At 69.1% G+C, this 8,601-nt stretch carries 9 protein-coding genes and 2 tRNA genes; 6 read left to right on the forward strand and 5 right to left on the reverse strand.

Annotation, left to right across the window (positions count from 1 at the left end; translation table 11 throughout):
• Positions 1-19: 19 nt before the first annotated feature.
• Positions 20-105, reverse strand: a tRNA-Tyr gene (locus tag AX685_RS15560).
• A 128-nt stretch (positions 106-233) separates the two neighbouring features.
• On the opposite strand from AX685_RS15560, the gene hrcA reads away from it, so the two are divergent.
• From hrcA to AX685_RS15575, 3 genes are all read left to right on the forward strand, one after another.
• A complete protein-coding gene (gene hrcA / locus AX685_RS15565; RefSeq protein ID WP_066490270.1) occupies positions 234-1,277 on the forward strand; it encodes a heat-inducible transcriptional repressor HrcA in 1,044 nt (347 codons plus the stop codon).
• Between the two features lie 38 nt (positions 1,278-1,315).
• Complete coding sequence (grpE, locus tag AX685_RS15570; RefSeq protein WP_156445852.1) at positions 1,316-1,867, forward strand: nucleotide exchange factor GrpE; 552 nt, start codon at positions 1,316-1,318, stop codon at positions 1,865-1,867.
• Positions 1,868-1,967: 100 nt separating this feature from the next.
• On the forward strand, positions 1,968-3,191 hold the full coding sequence (locus tag AX685_RS15575) for a threonine synthase (RefSeq protein ID WP_066490272.1): 1,224 nt from the start codon (positions 1,968-1,970) through the stop codon (positions 3,189-3,191).
• Positions 3,192-3,260: 69 nt separating this feature from the next.
• Here AX685_RS15575 and AX685_RS15580 read toward each other — a convergent pair whose 3' ends face one another.
• Positions 3,261-4,091 (reverse strand): N-formylglutamate amidohydrolase, encoded by an 831-nt coding sequence (locus AX685_RS15580; RefSeq protein ID WP_066490274.1) that lies wholly within the window; start codon positions 4,089-4,091, stop codon positions 3,261-3,263.
• A gap of 143 nt (positions 4,092-4,234) precedes the next feature.
• On the opposite strand from AX685_RS15580, the gene cpdR reads away from it, so the two are divergent.
• Both cpdR and AX685_RS15590 read left to right on the forward strand, forming a co-directional pair.
• Positions 4,235-4,609 carry a cell cycle two-component system response regulator CpdR gene (gene cpdR / locus AX685_RS15585; RefSeq protein ID WP_066490276.1) on the forward strand — a complete coding sequence of 125 codons (375 nt, stop codon included), beginning with the start codon at positions 4,235-4,237 and terminating at the stop codon, positions 4,607-4,609.
• A 93-nt stretch (positions 4,610-4,702) separates the two neighbouring features.
• Positions 4,703-4,777 (forward strand) — tRNA-Val (locus tag AX685_RS15590).
• A gap of 82 nt (positions 4,778-4,859) precedes the next feature.
• Here the strand turns inward: AX685_RS15590 and AX685_RS15595 are convergent.
• Both AX685_RS15595 and AX685_RS15600 read right to left on the reverse strand, forming a co-directional pair.
• Positions 4,860-7,007, reverse strand: a complete 2,148-nt coding sequence (locus tag AX685_RS15595) for a RelA/SpoT family protein (protein WP_066490281.1) — start codon at positions 7,005-7,007, stop codon at positions 4,860-4,862.
• A gap of 131 nt (positions 7,008-7,138) precedes the next feature.
• Positions 7,139-7,474 (reverse strand): CC_3452 family protein, encoded by a 336-nt coding sequence (locus AX685_RS15600; RefSeq protein ID WP_066490283.1) that lies wholly within the window; start codon positions 7,472-7,474, stop codon positions 7,139-7,141.
• Positions 7,475-7,705: 231 nt separating this feature from the next.
• On the opposite strand from AX685_RS15600, the gene AX685_RS15605 reads away from it, so the two are divergent.
• Positions 7,706-8,116, forward strand: coding sequence for a winged helix-turn-helix transcriptional regulator (locus tag AX685_RS15605; RefSeq protein ID WP_082741009.1), 411 nt, complete (start codon positions 7,706-7,708; stop codon positions 8,114-8,116).
• Positions 8,117-8,126: 10 nt separating this feature from the next.
• Here the strand turns inward: AX685_RS15605 and AX685_RS15610 are convergent.
• Positions 8,127-8,601, reverse strand: a 475-nt coding sequence (locus AX685_RS15610; protein ID WP_443026262.1) for an acyl-CoA thioesterase, incomplete at its 5' end; no start/stop codon positions are given.

Here is an 8,601-nt window from a genome sequence, read left to right on the forward strand (position 1 = left end):
ACCCCGACCGGGCGGGGGGTGGTGGAAGGGGCTGGATTCGAACCAGCGTACACTTGCGTGGGCAGATTTACAGTCTGCTGCCTTTAACCACTCGGCCACCCTTCCACGAGCGGCGCTTGCCAAAAAGCGAGGGCGCCCAATGCCCGCCCGGTGCGGTGCTGTCAACGCCCGTTTGCGCGCCGACACGTGCGGGAGGCGTTGAGCATGATCTCGGCTGAGCCTACATTCGCGTCATGGCCGCCACGCCCCCGATCGCGGAACTGACCGATCGCGCGCGCGACATCTTCCGTCGCGTCGTCGACGGCTATCTGGAACATGGCGTGCCGGTGGGATCGAAGACGCTGGCGCAGGCCGGGCTGAACCTGTCGCCCGCGTCGATCCGCAACGTGCTGGCGCAGCTGGAATCGCTGGGGCTGCTGGCGGCGCCGCACACGTCCGCGGGACGGATGCCGACCGAGGCGGGGCTGCGCCTGTTCGTCGACGGGATGATGCAGGCGCACGAACCGAGCGCCGACGAGCGCGCGCAGATCGAGGCGCGCGCGGGCGTCCACGGGCCGGTCGAGGAGGCGCTGGCGGCGACCACCGCCGCGCTGTCCGGCCTGTCGGCGTGCGCGGGGCTGGTGATGGTGCCCAAGCGCGAGGCGGTGCTGCGCTCGATCGGGTTCATGCCGCTGGGGCAGGGACAGGCGCTGGCGGTGCTGGTCGCGGAGGACGGCGCGGTCGAGAATCGCGTCGTGGCGCTGCCGATCGGCCTTCCCCCCGGCGCGCTGGTGGAAGCGGGCAATTACCTGACCGCGACGATGGGCGGGCTGACGCTGGCGGAGGCGCGCGCGCGGGTGGAGCGCGAACTGGCGGCGGGGCGCGGCGAACTGGACACGGCGGCGCGCGCGCTGGTCGAGCGCGGGCTGGCGGTGTGGAGCGAGGACGGCGCGCGCCGCCCGGTGCTGATCGTGCGCGGGCAGGGGCGGCTGCTGGACGATGCCGATGCCGCCGACCTGGAGCGCGTGCGCGGGCTGCTCGACGATCTGGAGGGCAAGCAGGAGGTGGCCGCGCTGCTAGATTCGGCGCGCGCAGGCGATGCGACGCGGATCTTCATCGGCGCGGAGAACAAATTGTTCGCGCTGAGCGGATCGTCGGTGATCGCCAAACCGTTCCGCGGTCAGGACGGCCGCGTCGTCGGCGTGGTGGGGGTGATCGGCCCGACGCGGTTGAACTATGCGCGCGTCGTACCCATGGTGGATTTCACCGCAGCGACGCTTGCCCGGCTGATGGGATGAGCGGCCGTCACGATACGTTGAGTAAAGACAGGGAAAGAATGACCGATACCGACAAGCCCGCCGACGACCTGCGTGACGAAACGGCGGAGGCGGCGCCCGAAGTGGCCGAACATGATGCCGCCGCGGCGCGCATCGCCGAGCTGGAGGACCAGCTGGCCGCCGCGAAGCAGGAGACGCTGTACGCGCAGGCCGATATCCAGAACGTGCGCCGCCGCGCCGAGAAGGACGCCGCCGATGCGCGCGCCTATGCCGCGACCGCGTTCGCACGCGACGTGCTGTCGGTGGCCGACAACCTCGACCGCGCGCTGGCCGCGATCCCCGCGGATCTGCGCGCGGACGAGAAGATGAAGGGGCTGGTCGTCGGTCTGGAGGCGACGGGTCGCGAACTGCACAGCGTGTTCGGGCGCCACGGGCTGAGCCGCATCGAGGCGATGGGCCAGCCGCTCGACCCCAATCGCCACCAGGCGATGATGGAAGTGGCAAGTGATGCCGAGCCGGGCACGATCGTGCAGGAGATGCAGACCGGCTGGATGATCAAGGACCGGCTGCTGCGCCCGGCGCTGGTGGCGGTCGCGAAAAAACCCGACTGAACGCGCGTTGCGGGGTGCCGGGGTACGGCACGCCCGCCACGTTGCGCGACACGATCATCGGTGCTTTCGCGATCGCGCAGTGACGCCTAGACCGCGGGGCATGAACGACAATCTGACCGCCGAGCGCGCGACCTTCGTCACGCATCTGGAATGTTCGCTGACGGGGGAGCGGTATGACGCCGACGCGCTCCACAACCTGTCGCGCGCCGGGCGGCCGTTGCTGGTCCGCTATGACCTGAACGGGGTGGCGGCGGCGCTGTCGCGCGATGCGCTGGACGCGCGCGGCACCGACCTGTGGCGGTGGCGCGAGCTGTTGCCGGTGCGGCGCACCGCCAATGTCGTCAGCCTGGGCGAGGTGGAGACGCCGCTGATCCCGATTCCGAAGAGCGGCGGCGCGAACGTGTGGGTCAAGGACGAGGGGCGGTTGCCGACCGGCAGCTTCAAGGCGCGCGGCCTCGTCATGGCGGTGGCGATGGCGAAGGAACTGGGCGTCACCCGTATCGCGATGCCGACCAACGGCAATGCCGGGGCGGCGCTGGTCGCCTATGCCACGCGCGTCGGGATCGAGACGATCGTCTTCTGCCCGGAGGATACGCCGGAAGTGAACGTGCGCGAGATCGCGGCACAGGGCGCGCGCGTGTGGCGGGTCAACGGGCTGATCGACGATTGCGGCGCGATCGTCGCCAAAGGCGCGGCCGAGGGGCGCTGGTTCGATTTCTCGACGCTGAAGGAGCCGTACCGGATCGAGGGCAAGAAGACGATGGGGCTGGAATTGGCCGCGCAACTGGGCTGGCGGCTGCCGCGCGCGATCTTCTATCCCACTGGCGGTGGCACCGGGTTGATCGGAATGTGGAAGGCGTTCGACGAGCTGGAGGCGCTCGGCTGGATCGGCAGCGAACGGCCGCGGATGTATGCGGTGCAGGCGGCGGGCTGTGCCCCGATCGTGCGCGCGTTCGAGGCGGGCGAGGAACATGCCGAGCGGTGGGAGGACGCACACACCGTCGCCGCCGGCATCCGCGTGCCGCGCGCGGTGGGCGACTTCCTGATCCTGCGCGCGGTGCGCGAGAGCGGGGGCAAGGCGCTGGCGGTGGGCGACCCGGCGATCCTGTCGGCGGCAGACGATGCCGCGCGGCGCGACGGGCTGCTGCTGTGCCCCGAGGGCGGCGCGACGCTGGCGGCGTATCGCCAGGCGTTGCGCGACGGCGAGGTGGACGAGGATGAGGAGGTGGTGCTGTTCAACTGCGCCACCGGGCTGAAATATCCGCTGCCCGCCGCCGACCAGCGGCTGGACCGCCATGCGGCGATCGACTTCGACCGGTTGTGAGCGGCTGACCGCGGTGCGCGGGCCAGTGCGATGGACGGCGAATCGTCAGGCCCGATCCGTCGGCCGGGGCTACTCCGCGGCCTGCGCCAGCCCGGTCCCCAGCGCCTCGTCGGTCAGCGCGTCCACCACCGCGCGCAGCAGCGTGGCGACCGCCGGCAGATCGACCGACGGCGCGTCGAGCCGCCGGTCGAGATACAGCGAGCGGTCGAGCTCGATCTGGATGGCATGGACGTCGCCCGCCGGATCGCCGTGGCGATCGAGGATATGCCCACCCGCATAGGGAGTGTTGACGGCGTAGGGGATACGTGTCGCGCCGATCGCCCCCGCGACCCGCGCGACGTAGCGGACCGCCGCCGACCGGCCGAAGCGGTCGCCGATGACGATCCGCGCGCGGCTGCCCGCGATCGGCGGCATCGAATGGACGTCGACCAGCACCGCCACGCCGAATCGCGCGCGAGTGGCCGCCAGCACCTGCGCCAGCGCGTCGTGATAGGGGCGGTGCGCGGCGGCGATGCGTTCGTCTACCTCCGCCGCGGACAGCCGGCCGTACCACAGTTCGCCCGCCGCGCTGGTGCGGCGCGGGACCAGCCCCAGCCCAGCGCGCACCTTCGCCGACAGTGGTGCGGCGCGTGCGCCTTCGTCCAGCAGCGGATCGCGCTCGTCCTCGGCGCGGTTCAGGTCGATCCAGGCGCGCGGCACCTCCTGCATCAGCACCGTCTCGCGACCGCGCGCTGCCAGCGCGACCGCGTCGACATGCCGGTCCTCCAGCGTGCGCAGCGCCGCCGGGGGCGCACGCAGCGCCGCGAGCAACGCCGCCGGATAGTCGCGCCCGGCATGCGGCACGGACAGGATCACGGGGCTTTCCGGCGGAACCGGCCCGACGAGGCGGAACGAAGGCATCTGCCCGCACGCTATGGAAGCGTCGCGCCGCCCGCAACCGTTCGTCGCATTTCAGCCGGTTAACGACGTCGGTTCACCATGTCCGCTGGTGGAAACTTCAAGCCGTGTCGGTCATAAGGCGTGCACGGGAGCTTAGGACCAAGATGATCAAGATTTTGCTGGCCGAAGACGATGACGTGATGCGCGAGTATCTGGCGCGTGCGCTGGAACGATCGGGCTATGCCGTCAGCGCGGTGGACCGCGGGACCGCGGCGTTGCCGCTGATCGAACGCGAGACGTTCGACCTGCTGCTGACCGATATCGTCATGCCCGAGATGGACGGCATCGAACTCGCGCAGAAGGCGCAGGAAATGGCGCCGGGGATGCGGGTGATGTTCATCACCGGCTTCGCCGCCGTCACGCTGAAGGCCGGCAGCGCGATGCCGCATGCGCGCGTCCTGTCGAAGCCGTTCCACCTGCGCGACCTGGTGCTGGAGGTCGACCGGCTGTTCAACGTGGACAATGCCGAACTGATCTGACGCGCGGCGCGGCGCGCCGGGCGGATGACGGAAAGCGTGCGGAATACCGCTTGCGCTCCCCCGCCGACCCCGGTAGAGGCGCCTTCCTCACGTGGGCGTGTAGCTCAGTGGTAGAGCACTGTGTTGACATCGCAGGGGTCGCAAGTTCAATCCTTGCCACGCCCACCATTAAAAACCCCGCCAGGCCGACCGGTCTGGCGGGGTTTTTGCTGTTCGGGTTCAGGCCGGGTCCGGGGCCGCGGCGGGCCGCTCAGATGCGTTCCGCGGCGTTGACCGCTTCGGCGGCGCGCAGCGCGGCAAGCAGGCGCATCAGCTGGTGCGCGTCGTGGACCTCGACGTCGATCGTGTTGGTGTGGAATTGCGTGTCGCGGTTGTCGAGGCGCAGGTTGATGATGTTCGCCTTGTGCTGGCCGATGACGGTCGCCAGCATCCCCAGCGCACCGGGTTCGTTGCGCACCTCCACCGAGATGCGCGCGACGGCGCCCTCGGTCTTTTCGCCCCACTGGACGTCGATCCAGTCGGTTTCCTCCTCCGACCGTTCGGCGAGCGCGGCGAGCACCGGGCAGTCGATCGCATGGACCTCGATCGAGGCATCCGGGCGGCGCAAGCCGACGATGCGGTCGCCGGGCACCGGGTGGCAGCATTCGGCCAGTTCGTAGGCGACCCCGGGTGCCAGCCCCTGGATCGAGATCGCGCTCGATTGCGGTGGGGCGTCCGCCAGGTCGGCGCCCGCCGAACCGGGCATCAGCGCCTCCATCACCTGCGCATCGCCGAGCGTGCGGCGCGCGATCGCCTGCATCAGCGCGGCCTCGTCGGGCAGTTTCAGCCGCTTGAGCGCCTCGTCCAGCGCATTGGCGGCGAGCGTCGCGGGCAGGCGCTGGACGATGTCGTCGTACAATTTGCGCCCCAGCGCGACCGACTGGTCGCGTTCCTCGTTGCGCAGGTGGCGGCGGATCGCGGCCAGCGCCTTGGCGGTGATCGCCAGGTTGAGCCACGCCGGCTGCGGCACCTGTGCCTTCGACCGCAGCACCTGCACCTGGTCGCCGTTCTCGATCACGGTCGACAGCGGGACGACGCGCCCGTTGATCTTCGCGCCGACCGCCTGGTTGCCCAGATCCGTGTGCACCGCATAGGCGAAGTCGATCGGGGTCGCGCCCTTGGGCAGCTGGATCAGCTCCCCCTTGGGGGTGAAGGCGAAGATGCGATCCTGGTACATCGCGATTCGCGTATGTTCGAGCAGTTCCTCCGGCGTGGCGGCGGTGTCGAGGATTTCGACCAAGTCCGCGATCCACCCGGCCTGCGCGCCCGGTTGTGCCGCGCGGCGCCCGGCGGGCGGCGGCGTACCGGCGGTGGCGGGCACCGACTGCTTGTAGGCCCAGTGCGCGGCGAGGCCGAATTCCGCCTCGGCATGCATTTCGGGCGTGCGCAGCTGGATCTCGATCCGCCGGTTCTCCGCATGGATGACGCTGGTGTGGAGCGAGCGGTAGCCGTTGCGCTTGGGGGTGGAGATATAATCCTTGAACCGCCCCGGCACCATCGGCCAGCGGCGGTGGATGACGCCGAGCGCGCGATAGCAATCCTCCACGGTCGGCACGATCGCGCGGAATGCCATGATGTCGGACAGCTGCTCGAAGCTGATGTGGCGTTCCTGCATCTTGCGCCAGATCGAATAGGGATGCTTTTCGCGCCCCGACACCTCGGCATCGACCCCGGCGCGTGCGAGCAGCAGCTTCAGCCCGGAGCCGATCTTGGCGATGCGGTCGCCGTCCGACCCCTGCTTGAGCTGTTCCAGCCGGCGGGTGATCGATTCATACGCCTCCGGCTCGAGCTGCTGGAAGGCGAGCGTCTGCATCTCCTTCATGAACTCGTACATGCCGATCCGCTCGGCGAGCGGGGCGTAGATATCCATCGTCTCGCGCGCGATGCGGCGGCGCTTCTCCGGCTTGGGGATATAGTGGAGCGTGCGCATGTTGTGCAGCCGGTCGGCCAGCTTGACCAGCAGCACGCGGATGTCGCCGGACATCGCCAGCAGGAACTTGCGCAGGTTCTCCGCGGCGCGCTCGTTCTCGGTCTGCGCCTCGATCTTGCTGAGCTTGGTCACGCCGTCGACCAGCCGCGCGACATTGGCGCCGAAGATGCGTTCGATCTCCTCCGGGGTGGCCACGGTGTCCTCGACGGTGTCGTGGAGGATCGCGGTCGCGATCGTCTCGTCATCGAGGTGCAGTTCGGTCAGGATGCCCGCCACCTCGATCGGGTGGCTGAAATAGGGATCGCCCGAGGCGCGCTTCTGCGTGCCGTGCGCGTTGACGGAAAAGACATAGGCGCGGTTGAGCATCGCCTCGTCGGCGTCGGGATCGTAATCGAGAACCCGGTCGACGAGTTCATATTGTCTCAGCACTGGCACGTCGAGGAGGATGCCGCCGAACGCCCCCCGATGGCAACACGGGCGCAACAAAAAAGGCCTCCGCCGGGGGAGTTCCGGCAGAGGCCCATGGTGCTCCCGATCAGAGGGGCGGGAGATGCGGTCGGTTAACGCTGTGCCGAGGCGGTGGCGGTCGCCGCCTTGCCGTTGCACTTTTCGAGCTGCGCGGCATCATAGCTCTTCCCGCCGGCGCTGAACGCGCTGAGCGGGCCGATGTCGCGCACCACCAGCTGGCACAGGATGGTGTCGCGTTCCGGCGCGCGGGCGGCGACGTACGAACCGTCCTGCAGCTGCCATGCGGTCGCGCGGGTGATGAAGCGCGCCTTCGCCGGCGCCGACGCCGGGGTCGCGACGTAATAACCGGTGACCGGCTGGGCGGAGACGCCGGCGGCGGCCAGCGTAGCGGCGGAAGCGATGATGGCGGACAGGACGGTGCGAAGCATGACGGCGACTCCGTGAGTAAGTTGCTGATCGCCACCTAGTTGCTGCGCATGCGAGTTGCAAGAGGCAACTCGCATTTGCGAGTTTTATTATAAAACCTATATAGGCACATTCGACGGATACGGTCCGATAGATGCGGGTTGACGCCGGGCTTCGTTCGGCGCGAGGAGTGATGCGTGGGCAAGGTGCGCGAAAATCTGGCGGAGTGCAGCCTTCCGGCGGCACTGGAATCGATGGGCGAACGCTGGGCGTTCCTGATCCTGCGGGCGGCGTTCAACGGCCTGCACCATTTCGAGGAGTTCCAGCAGGAGCTGGGGATCGCGCGCAACATCCTGGCGAACCGGCTGGCACGGTTCGTCGAACATGGCATCATGGAACGCGCGTCGGTGCCGGAGGATCGCCGCAAGATCGTCTACAATCTGACGCCCAAGGGATCGGCGCTGCTGCCGACGATGATCGCGCTGCGCCAGTGGGGCGAGCGGTGGGAGACCGGCGAGCCGGCGTTCCCGATCCTGGTCGACGTGCGCGACGGCCGCCCGATCCAGGAGGTTGCGGTGCTGAGCCACGACGGCCGCAAGCTGAGCAAGCACGACCTGCACTGGGCGCTGCCGGGCGACGTACCGGTCGATACGCCCGCGGCCTGACGCCGCCCGCTTAGCCCTGCGGCAGCGCGGCGATATGGTCGCGGATCGCGTCCGGGATCGGCACCGGGCGGCCGGTGGGCAGGTGGACGTTGACGCTGACCATGGTGATGACGGCACACAGCATGTCCTCGCCGGCCTTCACCAGTTCAAGCCTTTTGGTGATGCTGGAGTTGCCGAGCCGCTCGATGCGGACGCACGCCTCCACCTCGTCCCCCCACACGAATGGCGCGAGATAATCGACCTCGGCGCGGCGGACGTGGAATTCGGTGTCGTGCCACAGCGCGCCCAGCGCCTCGCCGATCCCGGTCCACAGCCAGAATTCGGTGACCGCGACATCGGCATATTCGAGGTAGCGCGAATTGAAGACGACCTTCTGGCCGTCGATCTCGGCATAGCGGACCTTGAAGCGGGTGGAGAAAGCGAAGCCGGGGCGGGTCATGGCGATGCTTTGGCCGTGCGCCGGAGGCGGGTCAACCGGCGGGGGC

Source organism: Sphingomonas sp. CCH9-F2, assembly GCF_001556735.1.
Classification (GTDB): domain Bacteria; phylum Pseudomonadota; class Alphaproteobacteria; order Sphingomonadales; family Sphingomonadaceae; genus Sphingomonas; species Sphingomonas ginsenosidimutans.